Below are 18986 nucleotides of genomic sequence, written 5' to 3'. Positions count from 1 at the left end.
TGCGGGCCCCCGGTTCATCCGCAGAGGCGCCATGAGCATCCGCCACCTCGACCGACTGCTTTTGCCGCGATCCGTCGCCGTGCTCGGTGCCTCGCACCGGCCCGGCGCGATCGGCACCCGCGTCTGGCAGCACCTGCGCGCGGGCGGTTTTGCCGGCCCGGTCTACCCGGTCAACCTCAAGCATGCGCGGCTCGACGGCCTGCCCGTCTTCGCGCGGGTGGCCGACCTGCCCGCGGCGCCGGACCTGGCCCTGATCTGCACGCCGGCGCGCACGGTGGCGCGGCTGGTGGCCGAACTCGGGGCGGCCGGTTGCCGGGCCGCGGTGATCGTCGGCACCGGGTTGAGCGCCGCCGAGCAGCAGGCCGCGCTCGACGCCGCCCGGCCGCACCTGCTGCGCCTGCTGGGCCCGGACTCGCTCGGCGTCCTGAGCCCGCACATCGGCCTCCGTGCCGGCCTGGCCCACGTCGCCGCACGGCCGGGCGAGCTGGCGTTCATCTCACAGTCAGGCGCGGTGGCCAGCGCGATGCTGGACTGGGCCGCCAGCCGGGGCATCGGCCTGTCGCACCTGGTGGCGCTGGGCGAGCACTGCGACGTCGATGCCGGCGACCTGCTCGACCGGTTCGCGAGCGACGGCCGCACCCGCGCCATCCTGCTCTATGTCGAATCGATCGCCTCGCCGCGCAAGTTCATGTCGGCCGCGCGCGCCGCGGCGCGCAACAAGCCGGTGATCGTCGTCAAGGCCGGCCGCGCGGGCCAGGGCCTGCGTGCCGCCGCCTCGCACTCCGGCGCCCTGGCCGGCTCCGACATCGTCCATGACGCGGCCATCCGCCGCGCCGGCATGCTGCGGGTGGACACGCTGCAGGAGCTGTTCATGGCGGCGGCGACGCTGGCGCGGTTCCGCCTCAACCGCAGCGAGGCTCTGACCATCCTCGGCAACGGCGGCGGCGCCGGCGTGATGGCGGCCGACGCCGCCGCCCGCGCCGGGATCCGGCTGGCCGAGCCCGGTGCCGCGCTGCTCGAGCAGCTCGGCCGTGCCTTGCCGCCGGAGGCTTCCTGCGCCAACCCGATCGACATCCTCGGCGACGCGCCGGCGGCGCGCTATGCCGCGGCGCTGTCGGCGCTGCTGGCGGACCCCGCGAGCGGCGCCGTGCTGTTCATCCACGCCCCGACGGTGGCCGAGCGCAGCGACGAGATCGCCCGCGCCTGCGCGCCGCTGGTCCGCGCCAACGACCCGCGCGTGATGGGCTGCTGGCTCGGCGATGCCGACATGGCGCCGGCACGCCAGCTGTTCGAGGCGGCCGGCATTCCCGACTACCCGACGCCCGAAGACGCCGTGCGCGCCTTCGGCATGCTGCAGACCTACCGCAGCAACCAGGCGCTGTTGATGGAGGCGCCCAGCGCCAGCGAGAACCCGGCGCCCGATGTGCCGGCGGCGCAGCGGCTGCTGGAAGCAGCCGCCGCCGACGGCCGCGAATGGCTGGCCGAACACGAGGCCAAGGCGGTGCTGCAGGCCTACGGCGTGCCGGTGGTGCGCACGCGGATGGTCCCGGCGTCGGCCGCAGGCCTGCTGGACGCGGCCCGCGAGCTCGGCTATCCGGTAGTGCTCAAGATCGTGTCGCGCGATGTCGCCCACAAGACCGATGTCGGCGGCGTCAGGCTGGACCTGCGCGACCCGGCCGCGCTTGAACAGGCCGTGGGCGAGATGCGGCAGGCGCTGGCCGCCCTGCAGCCCGGCGCGCGCATCGACGGCTTCACCGTGCAGCCGATGGTGCACCGCCCGCACGCGCAGGAGGTGATCGTCGGGGCCAGCATCGACGCGGTCTTCGGCCCGGTCATCCTCTGCGGCGGCGGTGGCATCGCGGTCGAGGTGACGGCCGATGTCGCGGTCGCGCTGCCGCCGCTCAACCGCAGCCTGGCGCGCGAGCTGGTCTCGCGCACCCGCGTGTCTCGGCTGCTGGCCGGCTACCGCGACCATCCGCCGGCCGATCTCGATGCACTGCACGACGTGCTGATCGCGGTGTCGCAGATGCTGGCCGACCTGCCGCAGCTGGCCGAGCTCGACATCAATCCGCTGTGGGTCGACGAGCACGGCGCGCTGGCGCTCGACGCCCGGCTGCGGGTCGCGGCCGGCCGGGTGGCCGGCGCCGCCAACTTCGCGATCCGGCCCTATCCCACGCAGTGGGTCCGCCAGGCCGAGTGGAACGGCCGTCCGATCACGATCCGGCCGATCCGCCCGGAGGACGAAGGCCAGCACCGGCGCTTCCTGCGAAGGCTCACCCCCGAGGACGTGCGCATGCGGCTCTTCCAGGCGCGCAGCGAACTGCCGCGCAGCGAACTGGCCCGGCTGGCCCAGATCGACTACGACCGCGAAATGGCCTTCATCGCCGAGGCCACGGCGGCGGACGGCCAGCCCGAGACGCTCGGCGTCGCCCGCACCGTCTGCGACCCCGACAACGTCGAAGCAGAGTTCGCGCTGCTTGTGCGCTCCGACCTCAAGGGCGGCGGCCTCGGCCGGATGCTGTTCGAGCAGCTGATCGCGCACGCCCGCAGCCGCGGCACCCGGCGCCTGGTCGGCATGATCCTGCGCGAGAACACCCGCATGCTGAAGCTGTCGCGGGCGCTGGGCTTCGAGCGCGTGCCCAGCCTGGAGGATTCCGCCGACGTGTTGCACGTGGCCCTGAACCTGGAACCGCCGCCGCCCGCCGCCTGAGCGGCACGGGCCCCTCGCTCAGCGGCACCAGGCCTCGACCTGGTGCGCGAGGTCGAGCCAGAGCGCCTGCAGCGCCACCGCCGCGAGCATCGCGCCCGCCAGCCGCGTGCCCCACTGCTGCGACAGGATGCCGGCGCCCGACCGCAGGCGCTGCCACAGCCAGGGCGCCAGCAGCAGCGACAGCGCGCTGCCGGCCGCGAACAGCGCCATGACGGCCGCGCCTTCGAGCACGCCGTTGCCCAGGGCCGCCAGCATCAGCGCCGAGTACAGCAGGCCGCAGGGCAGCGCGACCCAGAGCGCGCCGGCCGCCAGCACGCCGAAGGGGCTGCGGGTCATGGGCTGCAGCCGCGCCGACGCCCAGCGCCCGAAGCGGTGCGCCCAGGCGGGCTGCCGGCCCGAGGCGGCCAGCAGCAGGCCCCACGCCAGCACGAACACATGCAGCAGCAGCCAGGCCGGGCGCAGCGCGCTGACCTGCTGGCCCGCCAGCGCCAGGCCCTGGGCAGCGGCGGCCGCCACCGCCCCGGCGGCCGCATAGCCGGCCACCCGGCCCACGTGGAACAAGGCGCCCGCCGGCAGCGAGCGGCCCGGGGACTGCAGCGCGGCGACGCCGCCCGCCGGTGCCCGCACGATGCGGATCACGCCGGCGCAGGCCGCGCCGCACATCGCGACGCAGTGCGGCCCGCCGGCCAGCCCCATCACGAATGCGGTGGCGAGCAGGGCGGACTGCATGGGGGAGCGTGCGGGCTCATCACACGATGCGCGAGAAGCGCGTGCGGTTGCGGTCAGCCTGCAGGTAGCGGTCGAACACCATGGCGATGGCGCGGACGAAGAACCAGCCCAGCGGCGTGACCTCGAGGTGGCGATCGCCGACCACCACCAGGCCCTGCGCCTCGAGCGGCGCCAGCGCTTCGAGCTCGGCCGCGAAGCAGCGCTCGAAATCGACCAGGTGGGCCGAGCCGATGGTCTCGAAATCGACCCGGCCCTGGCACATGATCGCCATGATCACGGTGCGCCGCAGCACGTCGTCGCGGGTCAGCGCCAGGCCGCGCACCACCGGCAGCCGGCCCTGGTCGAGCAGGTCGTAGTACTCCTCGAGCGTCTTGGCGTTCTGGCTGTAGGTGGCGCCGACCCGGCCGATCGCCGACACGCCCAGCGCCACCAGGTCGCAGTCCGGCTGGGTGCTGTAGCCCTGGAAGTTGCGGTGCAGCCGGCCCTGCCGCTTGGCCACCGCCAGCGCGTCGCCGGGCAGCGCGAAATGGTCCATGCCGATGTAGACGTAGCCGGCCTCGGTGAACGCGGCGATAGAGCGCGACAGCATCTCGACCTTGGCCGCCGCATCGGGCAACGCCTCGGTCGCGATGCGGCGCTGGGCCTTGAAGCGCTCGGGCAGGTGGGCATAGGCATAGAGCGCGATGCGGTCGGGCCGCAGCGCGCAGACCTGGGCCAGCGTGCGGTCGAAGGAGGCCGCGCTCTGGCGCGGCAGCCCGTAGATCAGGTCGACGTTGACCGAATCGAAGCCCAGCCCGCGGGCCGTCGCCATCAGGTCGAACACCTGCCCGGCCGGCTGGATCCGGTGCACCGCCTTCTGCACGTCGGGGTCGAAATCCTGGACGCCGAAGCTCAGCCGGTTGAAGCCCAGCGCGGCCAGGGTCACCAGGCGTTCGCGGTCGACGGTGCGCGGGTCGATCTCGATCGAATGCTCGCCGTCCGGCGACAAGGTGAAGGCCTCGCGCAGCATGCCCATCAGCGTCCGCAGGCCGGCATCGTCGAGAAAGGTCGGCGTGCCGCCGCCGAGATGCAGCTGGCGGACCACGGCGCCGCGGCCGAGCCGCTCGACCTGCAGAGCGATCTCGCGCGCCAGGTAGTCCAGGTACTCGCGCCCCTTGCTCTTGTGGCGGGTCACGATCTTGTTGCAGGCGCAGTAGTAGCAGAGCGATTCGCAGAACGGGATATGCACGTAGAGCGACAGCGCCCGCGCGCTGGCGCCGGTGCTGCCGCGCTGTTCGAGCGTCTGGGCATAGTCCTCGGCCGTGAAGGCGTCGACGAAGCGGTCCGCGGTCGGGTAGGAGGTGTAGCGCGGCCCGGCGCAGTCGAACCGCTGCAGCACGGACGGCGCGGGCACCACGATGGGCGGCGTGAGGGCTGGAGCGGAGACGGGAGGCATCGCGGACGCAGGCATGGGCTTCGGTGTGTCACTATGCCGCCGTCGCGATCCGCAAACCTTGACCTGCATCAAGCATCCGGCCCACCCCCCCACGGACAATCCCCGCATGACCCCGACTGCATCAATGAAGCCCGAAAATATCAAGGTCGCCTGTTCCAACTGCAACCTGCGCGAGCTGTGCATGCCGGTCGGACTGGCGCCCGGGGAGCTGCAGCGCCTCGACGACCTGGTCGCCACGCGGCGCAAGATCAAGCGGCGCGAGACGCTGTTTCGCAATGGTGAGCCCTTCACCTCGCTCTATGCGATCCGCACCGGGGTCTTCAAGACCCGGGTCACCAGCGAGGACGGGCGCGACCAGGTCACGGGCTTCCAGATGGCCGGCGAGATCATCGGCCTCGACGGCATCGTCAACGACCAGCACACCTGCGACGCCGTCGCCCTCGAAGACTCCGAGGTCTGCGTGATGCCCTTCGAGCGCATCGAGGAACTGTCGCGCGAGGTGACGGCGCTGCAGCGCCACGTGCACCAGATCATGAGCCGCGAGATCGTCCGCGAGCATGGCGTGATGCTGCTGCTCGGCAGCATGCGGGCCGAGGAGCGGCTGGCGGCCTTCCTGCTGAACCTGGTGCAGCGGCTGCATGCGCGCGGCTTCTCGCGCTCCGAGCTGGTGCTGCGCATGACGCGCGAGGAAATCGGCAGCTACCTCGGCCTCAAGCTCGAGACCGTGAGCCGGACGATGTCGAAGTTCGCGGCCGACGGCATGGTCGAGGTCGAGCAGCGCAACGTGCGCATCCTCGATCCCGAGGCGCTGCGCCGCATCGTCAATCCGCCGGGCTGTTGAGCTCGGCCGCCGGCCGGGCCAGCAGCAGCGTCAAGGCGCCCGCCGCCGTGGCCAGCAGCCAGAAGGCAAAGAACCCGGCCGTGTAGACCGCCTGGCGAGAGGCGCCCAACGCCTCGCCGCGCCAGTTGAGGTCGCCCGGATCGACCAGTGCGAACACCAGCACCTCGAGCGCGCAGGCCAGCAGGAATGCCGGCCAGAGTATCCACATCCAGCGTTGCGCCTGCATGTTCAGCGCCTCGGCGACGGCACGTCGGCGCTCGGGGTGGCCGCGTGGTTGCGCCCGGCCACCGCCGGCATGAGCTTCTTGTCGGCCAGCGTGCGGTTGATCTCCACGCCCTTGCGGTAGTAGTCCTCGTCGACCACCGGGTCGGGCGTGCGCAGGGCCAGCCACAAGGTGGCGAAACTCGCGATCACCACCAGGCCCGGCCCGCCGATCACCATCCACACCAGCCCGAAGCGCCACCAGGGTGGACAGGGACGCGTCGCTTCGTCATGGCTGCTCTTGTCGGTCATCTTCTGCCTCCTTGGGGCCTGGATTTCATCGCGGGACCAGGAACACGGCCTTCTCGGACACGCTGCCCTGGCCGCCCTCCGCTCGAACGTCGAAATACACCTTGTGGGAACCGGCCGTCGCCGCACCGTAGGGCAGCTGCAGCCGCACCGCCACCCAGCGCGACTGCGCCGGCGCGACCTCGACCACCGGCTCCGAGGACACGTGCAGACCCTCGAGGCCGCTGGCTTCGATCCGGTAGCGCTGCACCTGCTCGGTGGCGTTCATGATCTGCAGGCGGTAGACGTTCTCGAGCTGGCCGCCCTCGACGATGCGGGCCAGCGAGGCGCGGTCGCGCACCACGTCGACCTTCAGCGGCGTGCGCGTCACCAGGCTCGCCAGCAGGCCGATGCACAGCGCGCCGAGCACCGCGGTGTAGACCAGCACCCGCGGCCGCAGAACGCGGCGCAGCACCTGGCGCGGCGTCCAGCGCCCGGCCATGCTGTTCTGCGTGGCGTAGCGGATCAGGCCGCGCGGGGTCGACATCTTGTCCATCACGATGTTGCAGGCATCGACGCACAGGCCGCAGCCGATGCATTCGTACTGCAGCCCCTGGCGGATGTCGATGCCGGTCGGGCAGACCTGGACGCACAGCTTGCAGTCGATGCAATGGCCGAACTCCGATGCGGCAGCGGCCGCCCGACCCTTGGCCGGCACGCCACGCGGTTCGCCGCGTGCCGTGTCGTAGCTCACGATGAGCGTGTCGCGGTCGAACATCGCGCTCTGGAAGCGCGCATAGGGGCACATGTACTTGCACACCTGCTCGCGCATGAAGCCAGCGTTGCCGTAGGTGGCGAAGCCGTAGAACAGCACCCAGAAGACTTCCCAGGAGCCCATCCGGGTCTGCAGGAATTCCATGGCCAGTTCGCGGATCGGCGTGAAGTAGCCGACGAAGGTGAAGCCGGTCCACAGGCCGATCGATATCCAGACCACGTGCTTGAACCACTTCTTGACCAGCTTCTCGGCCGAGAAATCGCCGCTGTCGAGCCGCATGCGCGCGATGCGGCTGCCCTCGATCTTCTCCTCGACCCACATGAAGATCTCGGTGTAGACCGTCTGCGGGCAGGCGTAGCCGCACCACAGGCGCCCCGCCACGGCAGTGAACAGGAACAGCGACAGCGCCGAGACCACCAGCAGCCCGGTCAGGTAGATCAGGTCCTGCGGATAGAGCACCAGCCCGAACAGGAAGAAGCGCCGCGCGCCGAGGTCGAACAGCACCGCCTGGCGCTGGCCCCACTCGAGCCAGGGCAGGCCGTAGAAGACCCCCTGCGTCGCGAACACCAGGGCCCAGCGCCAGCGGGCGAAATAGCCGCTGACGCTGCGCGGATAGATCTTCTTGTGGGCCGCGTAGAGCCCGACGTCCTCCTCGGCCGCCGCGATCGGGATCACGGTGCGCGGCTGCTGTGGCGTCGTCTGCTCGGTCATGGAAACGCTCATGGACAAGACTCGGGCGGCAGCCTCATTGCCCCGCGACGGTGGCCGCCTTGTTGTTCGACAGGCCCCAGACATAGGCGGTCAGCACGTGGATCTGCGCCTCGGTCAGGCGGCCCTGCTGCGCCGGCATCTGGTTGGTCTTGCCGCCGTTGATCATCGCGATGATCGCTTCCTGGCCATAGCCGTGCAGCCAGATCTTGTCGGCCAGGTTCGGCGCGCCCACCGCCGGGTTGCCGACGCCGCCGATGCCGTGGCAGGCCGCGCACGCCGTGAACTTGCTCTTGCCGAGTCCGGCGCGCACCGAATCGTGCGGGCTGTCAGACAGGCTCAGCACGTAGTTGGCGAGGTTCTTGACGTCCTCGGCCGATCCGACCGCCTCGGCCATCGGCGGCATCGTGCCGATGCGGCCGAGCGCGATGGTCTCGTGGATCTTCTCGGGCGTGCCGCCATGCAGCCAGTCGCCATCGGTGAGGTTCGGGAAGCCCTTGCTGCCGCGCGCATCCGAGCCGTGACACTGGGCGCAGTTGTTCAGGAACAGGCGCTCGCCGACGGCCATGGCGCCGCCGTCGGAGGCGAGCTTCTCGACCGGCTGCGCGGTGTAGGCGGCGTACACCGGGGCCAGCTCGGCGTTGGCCTTCTCCACCGCCTTCTCGTACTCGCCCTGGGTGCTCCAGGCCAGGGTGCCGCGGTAGCTGCCCAGCCCTGGGAACACCACCAGGTAGCCGATGCCGAACACGATGGTCAGCACGAACAGGCCCATCCACCAGCGCGGCATCGGGTTGTTCATCTCGCGCAGGTCCTCGTCCCAGACATGGCCGGTGGTGTTGTCGGCGTTCGAAGGGCCGCGGAAGCGGGCCGTCAGCCACAGCAGCAGCGCGCAGGCCAGGATGCCGCCGAGCGCGATCGCGGTGACGAAGTGCGACCAGAAGGCGTTGACGAAGTCGCTCACGACGGGTCCTCCTCGAACGGCAGGCGTGCCGCCTCTTCGAAGGCCTGCGCGTTGCGGCGCGAATACGCCCAGACCAGGATGCCGATGAAGGTCGCGAACGAGACCAGCGTGGCGGCGATTCGCAGGGTGGTGATGTTGTCCATCGCGGTTGTCCTCACTTGAGTGCCAGGCCGAGCGACTGCAGATAGGCGACCACGGCGTCCATCTCGGTCTTGCCCTTGACCGCGGCCGGCCCGGCCGAGATCTGCTCGTCGGTGTAGGGCACGCCGACCCGGCGCAGCGCCGTCATGTGGGCGGCCGACTCGGCGCCGTCGAGCGGCGCCTTCTCGAGCCAGGTGTAGGCCGGCATGTTCGACTCCGGCACCACGTCGCGCGGGTTGTTGAGGTGGATGCGGTGCCACTCGTCGCTGTACTTGCCGCCCACCCGGTGCAGGTCGGGGCCGGTGCGCTTGCTGCCCCACTGGAACGGGTGGTCGTAGACGAACTCGCCGGCCACCGAATAGTGGCCATAGCGCAGCGTCTCGGCGCGGAACGGCCGGATCATCTGCGAGTGGCAGTTGTAGCAACCCTCGCGCACGTAGATGTCGCGGCCCGCGAGTTGCAGTGGCGTCAGCGGCTCGACGCCGGCGACCGCCTCGGTGGTCGACTTCTGGAAGAACAGCGGCACGATCTCGACCAGGCCGCCGACCGCGATCACGAGCAGGATCAGCACGATCATCAGGAAGTTGTTGGTCTCGATCTTCTGGTGCGAGAAGCCCGGGGGAATGTTCGAACTCATGGGAGTGTCCTCAGGCGTGGGCCATGGCGGGCTGCGGGATCGGCGCGGGCTTGCTGAAGCCCGAGATCACCGTCATCCAGACGTTCCAGGCCATCACCAGCATGCCGCTCAGGTACAGCACGCCGCCGAGCACGCGCACCACGTAGTAGGGATAGGTGGCCTTCACGCTTTCGACGAAGGTGTAGGTCAGCGTGCCGTCGGGGTTGACCGCGCGCCACATCAGGCCCTGCATCACGCCGGCGATCCACATCGCGGCGATGTAGAGCACGATGCCGATGGTCGCCATCCAGAAGTGCAGCTCGATCGCCTTCACGCTGAACATCTCGGTGCGGCCGTACACGCGCGGGATGAGGTAGTACAGCGAGCCCATCGAGATCAGGCCGACCCAGCCGAGCGCGCCCGAGTGCACGTGGCCGACGGTCCAGTCGGTGTAGTGCGAGAGCGCGTTGACGGTCTTGATCGACATCATCGGACCCTCGAAGGTCGACATGCCGTAGAACGACAGCGAGACGATCAGGAAGCGCAGGATCGGGTCGGTGCGCAGCTTGTGCCAGGCGCCCGACAGCGTCATCACGCCGTTGATCATGCCGCCCCAGCTCGGCGCCAGCAGGATCAGCGAGAACACCATGCCGATCGACTGGGTCCAGTCGGGCAGCGCCGTGTAGTGCAGGTGGTGCGGGCCGGCCCACATGTAGGTGAAGATCAGGGCCCAGAAGTGCACGATCGACAGCCGGTACGAATACACCGGGCGGCCGGCCTGCTTCGGCACGTAGTAGTACATCATCCCGAGGAAGCCCGCGGTCAGGAAGAAGCCGACGGCGTTGTGGCCGTACCACCACTGGACCATCGCATCCTGCACGCCGGCGTAGGCCGAGTAGCTCTTCATCGCACCGGCCGGGATGGCCGCGCTGTTGACGATGTGCAGCAGCGCCACCGCGATGATGAAGGCGCCGTAGAACCAGTTGGCGACGTAGATGTGGCGCACCTTGCGAACGCCGATGGTGCCGAAGAAGACGATCGCGTAGGCCACCCAGACGACCGCGATCAGGATGTCGATCGGCCATTCGAGCTCGGCGTATTCCTTGCCGCTGGTGTAGCCCAGCGGCAGGCTGATGGCCGCCGCCACGATCACCGCCTGCCAGCCCCAGAACACGAACGAGGCCAGCGCCGGCGCGAACAGCCGGACCTGGCAGGTGCGCTGCACGACATGGAAGCTGGTGGCCATGAGCGCACAGCCGCCGAAGGCGAAGATCACCGCGTTGGTGTGCAGCGGGCGCAGTCGCCCGTAGCTGAGCCACGGGATGCCGAAGTTGAGGTCGGGCCAGGCCAGCTGCGAGGCGATGACCACCCCCACCAGCATGCCCACCACTCCCCAGACGACGGACATGAGAGCGAATTGCCGCACGACCGTATCGCTGTAGACAGGCGCGGAAGAACTCGGAGCTTGCATCGCAGAGCCTTGTTGTATGGAACGGGCCCAGTGTCCGGTTGGGGGCCGCCAGCCGGCTTGATGCAAATCAATCGTTGCGCAGAATGCGCTCGCCTTCGCCCTCGACGTCGTCGAATTGGCCACGGTCCACCGCCCACCAGAGACCGGCGAGGATGATCAGCACCAGCACCACCGAGAACGGGATGAGCAGGAACAGGATGTCCATCAGGCCGCCCCCGCGCGCAGCGGCCGGCCGGCCAGCCGCGCCGCGTTCAGCACCACGGCCAGCGAGCTCGCGGCCATGCCCAGCCCCGCGAGCCACGGCGGCAGCCAGCCGACGATCGCCAACGGCACGCAGACCGCGTTGTAGCCGGCCGCCCACCAGAGGTTCTGCCGCACCACGCGCAGGGTGCGACGCGCCTGCGCGATGGCGCCGGGAATGACATCGAGCGTGGCGCCGAGGACCACGAAGTCGGCGTTGGCGCGCGCCAGCGGCACCGCGCGTCCGAACGCGAACGAGGCATGCGCATGCGCGAGCACCGGCCCGTCGTTGAGTCCGTCGCCCACCATCGCGACCGCGCGGCCCTGCGCCTGCAGGTCCTTCATGCGGGCCAGCTTGTCCTCGGGCGTGCAGTCGCCGAGCACCAGCGCGATGCCGGCGCGCTGCGCCACCTCGCGCGCCGCGGCGCCGCTGTCGCCCGACAGCAGCCACACCGCCTGGCCCTGCGCCTCCAGCGCCGACACGGTGGCCGCGGCGTCCTCGCGCAGGTCTTCTGCCAGCACGAAGCTCGCGACCCAGCCCTGGTCGTCGCTGAGATGGACCTGTGCCGCCTGCACCGCCAGCGGCGTGACGCCGCAGAATGCGGCCGAGCCCAGGCGCAGGCGCCGCCCGGCACCGCCGCCGCGGCGGTTCAGCGTGCCCTCCAGGCCCTCGCCGGCATGCTCGACGAGCTGCACCGGGGCCCAGTCCGGCGCCAGACGGTGCTGGTCGTTCCAGGCCTGCACCAGCGCGCGCGACGCCGGGTGCAGGGACTGCGCCGCCAGCGCGGCCGCGAGTTCCACCGCATCGCCCGGCCGCACGCCCTGGCGGCTGTAGACCCGGTCCAGCCGCGGCGTGTCGCGGGTCAGGGTGCCGGTCTTGTCGAACACCACTGTGTCGACCGCGGCCAGCGACTCCAGCGCCTGCAGGTTGCGAACCAGCACCCCGCCGCGCGCCAGCGTGCCGGCGCTCGCCAGCATCGCGGCCGGCGTGGCCAGCGACAGCGCGCAGGGGCAGGTGACGATCAACACCGCCACCGCGACCATCAATGCCTTGCCCGGGTCCACCTGCCACCACCACGCGGCGGCCCCGGCCGCGGCCGCCAGCACCGCGAGCAGGAAGGGCCGCGCCGCGCGATCGGCCAGGCGCGCGAGCCGCGGCTTCTGCAGCGAGGCGTTTTCCATCAGGGCGACGATCTGGGCGAACCGGGTGTCGGGCCCGAGCGCCTCGACCCGGACCTCGACCACCGCGCCGACGTTGTGGCTGCCTGCCAGCACCCGGGCACCGCAAGGACGCGCGACCGGCCGCGACTCGCCGGTGATCAGCGCCTCGTCGGCCGAGGTGTCGCCCGCGACCACGCGGCCGTCGGCCGGGAAGGCTTCGCCCGGCAGCACGCGCAGCATGTCGCCGACCGCCAGCCGCCGCACCGCGACGCGCTCGAACTCGCCGTCGGCACGGCGCCGCAGCACGCTGTCGGGCAGCCGGTTCATCAGGGCGTCGAGGGCCCCGGCGGTGCGGTCGCGCAGCCGCGATTCGAGCCAGCGGCCGGTCAGCAGGAAGAACACGAACATGGTCAGCGAATCGACATAGAGTTCGTGGCCCAGCGGCCCCTCGGGATCGAAGGTGGCCGCGGTGCTGACGACGAAGGAGATCGCCATGCCGAGCGCCACCGGCAGGTCCATGCCGATGCGGCGCCGCCGCAGGTCGCGCCAGGCGCTGCGAAAGAAGGGGGTGCAGCAGAACAGCACGACCGGCAGGGTGAGCACCCACGAGGCCCAGCGCAGCAGCTGCGCGGCATCGGGCGACATGTCGCCGGGCCGGGCGATGTAGGCCGGGTAGGCGTACATCATGACCTGCATCATGCAGAAGCCGGCCACCAGCCAGCGCCAGAGCGCGAGCCGCGATTCCCGCGCGCGACGCGCACTCGCCAGCATGTCGCCGGCCGGCACCAGCCGGTAGCCGGCGGCGGCGCAGGCCTCGAACCAGCGCGATGGCTTGACCTTGGCGGGCGACCAGACCACCCGGGCGCGGCGGCTGGCCGCATTGACCTCGGCCGAGACCACGCCCGGCACCTGCATCAGCGCCGCCTCGACCGTGAACGCGCAGGCCGCGCAGTGCATGCCCTCGACCGCGACCTGCGACTCCCAGCGCGCCGCGGCATCGCCGGGCGCGAGCGAACGACCGAATCCCGGCCATTCCGCCGGATCGTCCAGCAGCGACCAGGCCGGCTGCGAAGCGGCAGGCAAGCCAGGAGCGAGGGAGAGCACGGCTTCCATCCCCCGAGGCTAGCGGTCGCGGCGCGGCGCGACTTGACCTGGATCAAAGGCTGTCGCCGCGGCCTTGATCCAGGTCACGCGACCTCGGCGGCGAGTCATCACAATCGGGTCGTCGACGCGCACCATCGCGCGCGCCATTTATTTCTGGAGAACCTCCCCCATGCTTCGCCATCGTCTCGCCGCCCTCGCCGTGCTGGCCTTCGCCTCCGTCCCCGCCCTCGCCGCCGACTGCACCGTCGAGATCGAAGGCAACGACGCGATGCAGTTCAACAAGCCCGCCATCGAGGTCAGCCAGTCCTGCAAGGAGTTCACGGTCAAGCTCAAGCACAGCGGCAAGATGCCCAAGCAGGCCATGGGCCACAACTGGGTGCTGGCCAAGACCGCCGACGTGCAGGCGGTCGCCGCCGACGGCATCGCCGCCGGCCTGCCCCAGAACTACGTCAAGGCCGGGGACGCCCGCGTCGTGGCCCACACCAAGATCGTCGGCGGCGGCGAGAGCGACAGCGTGAGCTTCGCCCCGGCCAAGCTGGCCGCCGACGGCAGCTACACCTACTTCTGTTCCTTCCCCGGCCATTCCACGCTGATGAAGGGGACGCTCAAGCTGGTCAAGTGAGCGAAGGGCTTTCATGAAACGCCCTTCTGGGCGTATCGTGGCGACCCCAACCTTCAAATCCGGAGACACCGCACATGGCCACCAGCAAGTCGAGCACCACCGCCGCGAAGAAGACGCGTTCGACCGGCATCCCCACGCCGGCCGACGTCCAGGAAGCCTTCGTCAAGCCGCTCAAGGGCATGGCGGAGCGACTGCAGAACCTGCCGCTGGCGGGCGCCGCGGGGGCGATCGTCGAGAGCGGGCGCAAGGACCTGCAGGCGCTGGTCAAGGCCAACGAGAAGTCCTACGAGGGGCTGCAGGCCGTGGTGCAGCGCCAGACCGAGATGCTCAAGACCTCGATCGAGGAATGGCAGGGGACCATGAAGGGGCTCTCGGCCAAGGACCCGCGCGAGGGCTTCGCCAAGCTCGACGCCATGGGCAAGGCGGCCTTCAAGCAGGCGCTGGACGACATCCGCGAGCTGTCCGAAATGGCGGCCAAGTCGCAGTCCGACGCCTTCGAGGTGGTGCGCGAGCGCATCCGCTCGAACGTCGACGAGGTCAGCAAGCTGTTGCAGCCGCGCAAGTAACACCGCCCCGCGGGGCTCGATCTGCATTGTCCTGCGCAATAACGAGAAATAGGTCCGTGACTGGCGCCGCAGGAAGCGTACATTGGTGCGATTCCTCAGCGATTGGAACGAACCAGCATGGCATCGAATTCTCAGACGCGCATTTCGGAACGGGCCGCCAACGAGGCCGCAGCGCGCGAGCGGCTGCGGCAGGCCCTGCCCGCCACGGTCGACCATCTGCAGAACCATCAGGCAGACCGGATCGACGACAACGACATCGATGCCTACGTGCGGCTCAACTGGCTCGAATGGCACGGCGGCGGGCTGCGGCTCACGATCACCGGGCGCAATGTCTGCGCCCAGCTCACGCCAACCGCCTGAGCCCGGTCACTGGCCGATGACGATCTGGGCGATCAGCCCCGTCGCCACTGCGGCCAGCACGAAGTCGCCACCCACTCCCATCCACTGGTAGCCGCGCGGCGGCTGCTGCAGCCGGTGCCCGCGCCAGTCGTTCACGACATACTGGCGGCCGCGGTACTCGCTCGGCATGCGCCCGCCGCGGCGCCATTCGGCGTGCGGATTCGGATACGCGCGATGATCGAATCGGTCCGGACCCGGACGGTAGGCACCTCGGTAGTCGCGACGGTAGTCGGGACCGGGACGGTAGTCGGGACGGGCGTCGGCGCGATAGCCGGGCTGTGCCCGGTCATTGCGGTCGGGTCCGCGATCGAAGCGCGAATCCTGCGCGAAGGCGCTTCCCGCCATGCACATCGCGAGCGCTGCGGCGGCAGCTGCCATGCTCTTGGACTTGATCATTGTCGGAACTCCTTCTGCGTTGATGAGGAGTCCAGTGTGGAAGCCGCAGGTGTCGCGCTTGGCGCTCGCATGTACGCGCCACGTGAAGCAAGGTAAAGCCGGGTCGGATTCAGGGCGAGTTGCCTTGAGGCCCGACGGCCGGCGCGGCCGGCTTGTGGCTGCCGGCGGGCGTGATCTTGCGGCCCAGGGCCTCGCCCCAGCGGCGCACCGGCGCGCTGGCGCGCTCGGCCGTGTGGTCGACGCCTTGCCGGGTCGCATGGGCGCCGCGCTCGATGCCGCGGCCCGCGGCGTCGCTGCCGCGCTCGATGCCGTTCAGCACCTTGCTCTCGGCGCCTTGTGCGGACAGCGGCACCAGCGCGACGGCGCCCAGCAAGGCCAGGGCGGCGCCTGCGGTGCGCATGCGGGATTTGCTCGTGAGGAACATGGGTTCGATCTCCTTTTCGTCTCGCATTCAATCCTGGGGCTCGGCCGCGGCGCGCGCCATGCGTTCGCTCTTCCAGTAGACGTCGTCGCCGCCATCGACCCGGTTGAGCACGCGCGCGAGCACGAACAGCAGGTCGCTCAGGCGGTTGAGGTAGTGGCGCAGCGCGGCGTTGATCTCCTGCTGTGCGCCCAGCGCCACCACCGCGCGTTCGGCGCGCCGGGCGACGGTGCGGCAGACATGGGCCAGCGAGGCGGCGCGGGTGCCAGCGGGCAGGATGAATTCAGCCAGCCGCGGCAGGGTCGCGTTGTGCTCGGCCAGCGCATTGTCGAGCTGCAGCAGGGCCTCGGCCTTGAGCAGCGTGTAGCCCGGCATCGACAGCTCGCCGCCGAGGTTGAACAGCTGGTGCTGCACGTCGACCAGCAATTCGCGCACCGCGGCCGGCATCGGCTCGCAGAGCAGCACGCCGATCTGCGAATTGAGCTCGTCGACGTCGCCCATCGCGTGCACGCGCAGGTGGTCCTTGGGGACGCGGGTGTTGTCGCCGAGGCCGGTGCTGCCGTCGTCGCCGGTGCGCGTCGCGATCTGTGTCAGGCGGTTGCCCATGGGTGTGGTCTCTGGTGCGGGTTGAAGGAGCGGTTCGTAGAATGTTAGACCCTTCAGGAGACCGCCCCGATGAATGCGCCCACCGCCCCCTCCCATCTCACGCCCGAGATCGCGCTGCGCGCGGTGCCCGACGCCCTCATCGAGTCGCTGAAGGCCCGCTTCGGCGAGCGCTGCTCGACCGCGCTGGCGGTGCGCACGCAGCACGGCCGCGACGAGTCCTCCTTCGACGCACCGCCGCCCTCGGCCGTGGTCTTCGCCGAGAGCACGCAGGACGTGGCCGACACGGTCGCGCTGGCCAGCGCGCACAGCGTGCCGGTCATCCCGTTCGGCGTCGGCTCCTCGCTCGAAGGCCACCTGCTGGCGGTGCAGGGCGGCATCAGCATCGACGTCAGCCGCATGAATCGCGTGCTGTCGATCAACGCCGACGACCTCACGGTGACCGTGCAGCCCGGCGTCACGCGCAAGCAGCTCAACGACGAGATCAAGAGCACCGGCCTCTTCTTCCCGATCGACCCTGGCGCCGATGCCTCGATCGGCGGCATGGCGGCCACCCGCGCCAGCGGCACCAACGCGGTCCGCTACGGCACCATGCGCGAGAACGTGCTGGCGCTCGAGGTCGTCACGGCCAGCGGCGAAGTGATCCGCACCGGGACCCGGGCCAAGAAGTCCTCGGCCGGCTACGACCTGACCCGGCTCATCGTCGGCAGCGAGGGCACGCTCGGCGTGATCACCGAAGTCACCTTGCGCATCTACCCGCTGCCCGAGGCGGTGTCGGCCGCGATCTGCTCGTTCCCGAGCATCGAGGCGGCGGTGCGCACCACCATCGAGATCATCCAGCTCGGCGTGCCGATCGCGCGGGTCGAGCTGATCGACGTCAACACGGTGCGCATGGTGAACGCCTACGCCAAGCTCGGCCTGCGCGAGGAGCCGATGCTGCTGATGGAGTTCCACGGCTCGCCGGCCGGCGTCAAGGAACAGGCCGAGACGGTGCAGGAACTCGCCAGCGGCCACGGCGGCAAGGCCTTCGAGTGGGCCAGCACGCCCGAGGAGCGAACCCGCCTCTGGACCGCGCGCCACAACAGCTACTTCGCGGCGGTGCAGTCGCGCCCCGGCTGCCGCGTGATCTCGACCGACACCTGCGTGCCGATCTCGCGGCTGGCCGACTGCCTGCTCGAGTCGGTGGCCGAGGCCGATGCCAGCGGCATCCCCTACTTCCTGGTCGGCCATGTCGGCGACGGCAACTTCCACTTCGGCTACCTGCTCGACCCCAACCTGCCCGAGGAGCGCGTGACCGCCGAGAAGCTCAACCATGCGCTGGTCTCGCGCGCCCTGGCGCTCGAGGGCACCTGCACCGGCGAGCACGGCGTCGGGCTGCACAAGATGGACTTCCTGGTGACCGAAGCGGGTGCCGGCGCGATCGACATGATGCGCACCATCAAGCGCGCGCTCGACCCGAAGAACATCATGAATCCGGGGAAGATCTTTAACTTGTGAGACCTTGCGGGACAGACCAAGAAACTTCTTGAAGACCTTGCGGGACAGACCAACAAACTGCGCAGCAGTTTTTGCTCTGTCCTCAACTGATCAAATCTTCTTCAGATCCAGCCCTTCTCGAAATCGAGCCCCCATGAAAAACCCCGGCCACTCGCCAGAGCGACCGGGGTTTTTCTCACCCTGAGCGTTGCCCCTATTTCTGCGTGCTGCTCCCGCGGCGAGCCGGCGCGGGTTGCGGCGCCGAGGTCTGCGACGGCGGCGCCGCGCCGTCTACCCCGAGCCGGCCGCCGCCGCCCAGCCCCTGGCCCTGCACCGTCTGCGCCTTGTAGTTGCGCAGCGAGATGACCATCTGGTTGAACGCGTCCATGAAGGCGGCGCTGATCACCTTGCCCTGGGCCGTGTTGGTGTAGCCGCCCAGCGCGCCGCCGGCGCTGCCGCCGAACACCGAGCCGAAGGCGCCGAAGTCGGTCTTCGAGGCGCTGCCCTCCGACGCCGCGACCTGCACCCCCGACCGGTTGTCGATCAAGGTCAGCATCGCGCTGGCCTCCTTGGTCTGCATGCTGCCGCCGACCGCGGACAGCACGCCGCTGTAGCGGCCGCCGACCAGGCCGCCCAGCGCGCCGCCCATGCCGCCCGCGTTCTGGTTGCTGAAGACGATCTCGGGCGACATGCCGTAGTCGGAGGCCACCATCTGGCCGCCGCCGAAGTTGCTGCCCTGACGCATCTCACCCGATTGCGACAACTGGCGCTCGCGCGACATGGCGTTCATGCCGGCCGCGCCGCGCTCGACCACCACGAAGCAGTTCGACTGCTGGATCAGCAGCCGCAGCAGGTTGGACGTCGGCGGCAGCTTGTACTCGTTGCGCAGAATCGTGTACCAGCCGGCCGACTGGTTCTCGATCAGCGACACCGTGCCCAGCGGCGAGGCGCATTTCTCGAGCGCGCTGCTGGTGTTGGCGCTGGCACTGCCCGCAGCGCTGCCGGTGGCCACCGTCTTGGCGCTCTGGCTGCCCATCTGCATGTCGGTGGTTTCGCAGCCCGCGAGCAGCATCGCAGCCGCGGCCATGGCGGCCCATGGTGATATGCGTTGTCCCATGTGAT

Annotated in this window: 21 protein-coding genes; 6 read left to right on the top strand and 15 right to left on the bottom strand. The window is 70.2% G+C overall.

Going from position 1 to position 18986, the window contains the following annotated elements:
* The first annotated feature begins 31 nt into the window (after positions 1-31).
* Positions 32-2710, top strand: a complete 2679-nt coding sequence (locus tag AC1DF3_RS02745) for a bifunctional acetate--CoA ligase family protein/GNAT family N-acetyltransferase (RefSeq protein ID WP_478138757.1) — start codon at positions 32-34, stop codon at positions 2708-2710.
* A gap of 18 nt (positions 2711-2728) precedes the next feature.
* Here AC1DF3_RS02745 and AC1DF3_RS02740 read toward each other — a convergent pair whose 3' ends face one another.
* Together AC1DF3_RS02740 and hemN are read right to left on the bottom strand one after the other, a co-directional pair.
* Positions 2729-3439 (bottom strand): sulfite exporter TauE/SafE family protein, encoded by a 711-nt coding sequence (locus AC1DF3_RS02740; RefSeq protein ID WP_478138756.1) that lies wholly within the window; start codon positions 3437-3439, stop codon positions 2729-2731.
* A gap of 19 nt (positions 3440-3458) precedes the next feature.
* Complete coding sequence (gene hemN / locus AC1DF3_RS02735) at positions 3459-4874, bottom strand: oxygen-independent coproporphyrinogen III oxidase (protein WP_286533810.1); 1416 nt, start codon at positions 4872-4874, stop codon at positions 3459-3461.
* A gap of 124 nt (positions 4875-4998) precedes the next feature.
* Here hemN and fnr point away from each other — a divergent pair, with 124 nt between their 5' ends.
* On the top strand, positions 4999-5715 hold the full coding sequence (fnr, locus tag AC1DF3_RS02730) for a fumarate/nitrate reduction transcriptional regulator Fnr (RefSeq protein WP_286533143.1): 717 nt from the start codon (positions 4999-5001) through the stop codon (positions 5713-5715).
* On the opposite strand, the gene AC1DF3_RS02725 is transcribed toward fnr, so the two are convergent.
* The 9 genes from AC1DF3_RS02725 to AC1DF3_RS02685 all read right to left on the bottom strand — a co-directional run bounded on the left by AC1DF3_RS02725 (position 5696) and on the right by AC1DF3_RS02685 (position 13390).
* Positions 5696-5941: a hypothetical protein gene (locus AC1DF3_RS02725; protein ID WP_286533144.1), complete on the bottom strand. Its 246-nt coding sequence runs from the start codon at positions 5939-5941 to the stop codon at positions 5696-5698. The two genes, fnr and AC1DF3_RS02725, sit on opposite strands and share 20 nt — an antisense overlap.
* 2 nt (positions 5942-5943) lie before the next feature.
* Positions 5944-6228, bottom strand: coding sequence for a FixH family protein (locus AC1DF3_RS02720; RefSeq protein WP_286529318.1), 285 nt, complete (start codon positions 6226-6228; stop codon positions 5944-5946).
* Positions 6229-6253: 25 nt separating this feature from the next.
* Positions 6254-7690, bottom strand: a complete 1437-nt coding sequence (gene ccoG, locus AC1DF3_RS02715; protein ID WP_478138755.1) for a cytochrome c oxidase accessory protein CcoG — start codon at positions 7688-7690, stop codon at positions 6254-6256.
* 34 nt (positions 7691-7724) lie between these two features.
* On the bottom strand, positions 7725-8648 hold the full coding sequence (ccoP, locus tag AC1DF3_RS02710) for a cytochrome-c oxidase, cbb3-type subunit III (protein ID WP_478138754.1): 924 nt from the start codon (positions 8646-8648) through the stop codon (positions 7725-7727).
* Positions 8645-8791, bottom strand: a complete 147-nt coding sequence (locus AC1DF3_RS02705) for a cbb3-type cytochrome oxidase subunit 3 (RefSeq protein WP_286529313.1) — start codon at positions 8789-8791, stop codon at positions 8645-8647. Before AC1DF3_RS02705 ends, ccoP begins: the two co-directional genes overlap by 4 nt.
* An 11-nt stretch (positions 8792-8802) precedes the next feature.
* Positions 8803-9426, bottom strand: a complete 624-nt coding sequence (gene ccoO / locus AC1DF3_RS02700; protein ID WP_286533148.1) for a cytochrome-c oxidase, cbb3-type subunit II — start codon at positions 9424-9426, stop codon at positions 8803-8805.
* Between the two features lie 10 nt (positions 9427-9436).
* Positions 9437-10876 carry a cytochrome-c oxidase, cbb3-type subunit I gene (ccoN, locus tag AC1DF3_RS02695; RefSeq protein ID WP_286533149.1) on the bottom strand — a complete coding sequence of 480 codons (1440 nt, stop codon included), beginning with the start codon at positions 10874-10876 and terminating at the stop codon, positions 9437-9439.
* A gap of 67 nt (positions 10877-10943) precedes the next feature.
* Positions 10944-11081: a cbb3-type cytochrome oxidase assembly protein CcoS gene (ccoS, locus tag AC1DF3_RS02690; RefSeq protein ID WP_286529309.1), complete on the bottom strand. Its 138-nt coding sequence runs from the start codon at positions 11079-11081 to the stop codon at positions 10944-10946.
* On the bottom strand, positions 11081-13390 hold the full coding sequence (locus AC1DF3_RS02685) for a heavy metal translocating P-type ATPase (RefSeq protein ID WP_478138753.1): 2310 nt from the start codon (positions 13388-13390) through the stop codon (positions 11081-11083). The genes ccoS and AC1DF3_RS02685 overlap by 1 nt, the downstream gene beginning before the upstream one ends.
* A 160-nt stretch (positions 13391-13550) precedes the next feature.
* Between AC1DF3_RS02685 and azu the strand changes: the two genes are divergently transcribed.
* The 3 genes from azu (at position 13551) to AC1DF3_RS02670 (ending at position 14929) form a co-directional block, all read left to right on the top strand.
* Positions 13551-14003, top strand: coding sequence for an azurin (gene azu, locus AC1DF3_RS02680; protein ID WP_286529305.1), 453 nt, complete (start codon positions 13551-13553; stop codon positions 14001-14003).
* Between the two features lie 74 nt (positions 14004-14077).
* A complete protein-coding gene (locus AC1DF3_RS02675) occupies positions 14078-14569 on the top strand; it encodes a phasin family protein (RefSeq protein WP_286533153.1) in 492 nt (163 codons plus the stop codon).
* Between the two features lie 117 nt (positions 14570-14686).
* Positions 14687-14929 (top strand): hypothetical protein, encoded by a 243-nt coding sequence (locus AC1DF3_RS02670; protein WP_286529301.1) that lies wholly within the window; start codon positions 14687-14689, stop codon positions 14927-14929.
* 6 nt (positions 14930-14935) lie between these two features.
* Here AC1DF3_RS02670 and AC1DF3_RS02665 read toward each other — a convergent pair whose 3' ends face one another.
* From AC1DF3_RS02665 to AC1DF3_RS02655, 3 genes are all read right to left on the bottom strand, one after another.
* Entirely contained in the window at positions 14936-15364 is a 429-nt protein-coding gene (locus AC1DF3_RS02665) for an RcnB family protein (protein WP_478138752.1), read from the bottom strand.
* Positions 15365-15473: 109 nt separating this feature from the next.
* Positions 15474-15788, bottom strand: coding sequence for a hypothetical protein (locus AC1DF3_RS02660; protein ID WP_478138751.1), 315 nt, complete (start codon positions 15786-15788; stop codon positions 15474-15476).
* Between the two features lie 27 nt (positions 15789-15815).
* Positions 15816-16391 (bottom strand): cob(I)yrinic acid a,c-diamide adenosyltransferase, encoded by a 576-nt coding sequence (locus AC1DF3_RS02655; RefSeq protein ID WP_286533156.1) that lies wholly within the window; start codon positions 16389-16391, stop codon positions 15816-15818.
* 69 nt (positions 16392-16460) lie between these two features.
* Between AC1DF3_RS02655 and AC1DF3_RS02650 the strand changes: the two genes are divergently transcribed.
* The gene (locus tag AC1DF3_RS02650) at positions 16461-17885 is read left to right on the top strand and encodes an FAD-binding oxidoreductase (RefSeq protein ID WP_478138750.1); all 1425 of its coding nucleotides are present in this window, start codon (positions 16461-16463) and stop codon (positions 17883-17885) included.
* A 193-nt stretch (positions 17886-18078) separates the two neighbouring features.
* Here the strand turns inward: AC1DF3_RS02650 and AC1DF3_RS02645 are convergent, their stop codons facing one another.
* Positions 18079-18981 carry a CsgG/HfaB family protein gene (locus AC1DF3_RS02645; protein WP_286533158.1) on the bottom strand — a complete coding sequence of 301 codons (903 nt, stop codon included), beginning with the start codon at positions 18979-18981 and terminating at the stop codon, positions 18079-18081.
* Positions 18982-18986: the final 5 nt, after the last annotated feature.

Source organism: Variovorax sp. 10N432 (genome assembly GCF_056394465.1).
Note: the sequence above shows the minus strand (reverse complement) of the source record. Positions and strands in the feature narration are given on the sequence as shown.